The sequence below is a fragment of the Nostoc sp. DedQUE07 genome, from assembly GCF_034530975.2.
Lineage (GTDB): Bacteria > Cyanobacteriota > Cyanobacteriia > Cyanobacteriales > Nostocaceae > Nostoc.
In genome coordinates, this window is sequence record NZ_JAVRCC020000114.1 from 1 (window position 1) to 584 (window position 584).

At 39.7% G+C, this 584-nt stretch carries 1 pseudogene; it reads left to right on the forward strand.

The features are described 5' to 3' along the window. Nucleotides 1-77: 77 nt before the first annotated feature. A pseudogene (locus RMZ95_RS34025) lies at nt 78-431 on the forward strand (TnsD family Tn7-like transposition protein); the annotation flags it as partial. Nucleotides 432-584 lie beyond the last annotated feature (153 nt).

Genomic DNA, 584 nt, shown 5'->3' on the forward strand with positions numbered 1-584 from the left:
CATAAAGTGATACACTCAGAAAGTAGATTATCACATTTTGGTATTAGTGGGATAGGTTCGTCGGTAAAGTTGACTGGGTAGAAAGAGACAAGCAAGTTCTCGAAAAGGTAAAAAATGCTGTGCGATCGCTTCTGAGTGCAGAAAAACCCGCGAGAATAACTCTTGGCAAGATAGGCAAAGCTATTGGGTTACTGGCACTACTCGAAAAACATTTGTCAGAAATGCCAGTGACTAAGGTTTATTTAGAATCAGTGACAGAAACTGTAGAGGATTTTCAGATTCGGCGTATTAAGTGGGCAATTCAGCGGCTTGATGATTGCGGAGAAGAAATTCAGCCTTGGAAGGTGATTAGACTGGCTGCGCTACGAGAAAATTGCTCACAAAGAGTACAAGCAGCTCTAGAAAATGAGCTTTATAAGCAACCGAATTAAATTAATAACACTTTTTTGATAATAGTTTTGTTGATCAAAAGCTCCAAACAAGAAAGAGACGTGTTAAATTCACGTCTCTAAATGATAGGAAGAATACTGGGTTCTAAGCTACATCCGCGACCAGTAAGCCGTTGACAGCAACAATCAAAAGCA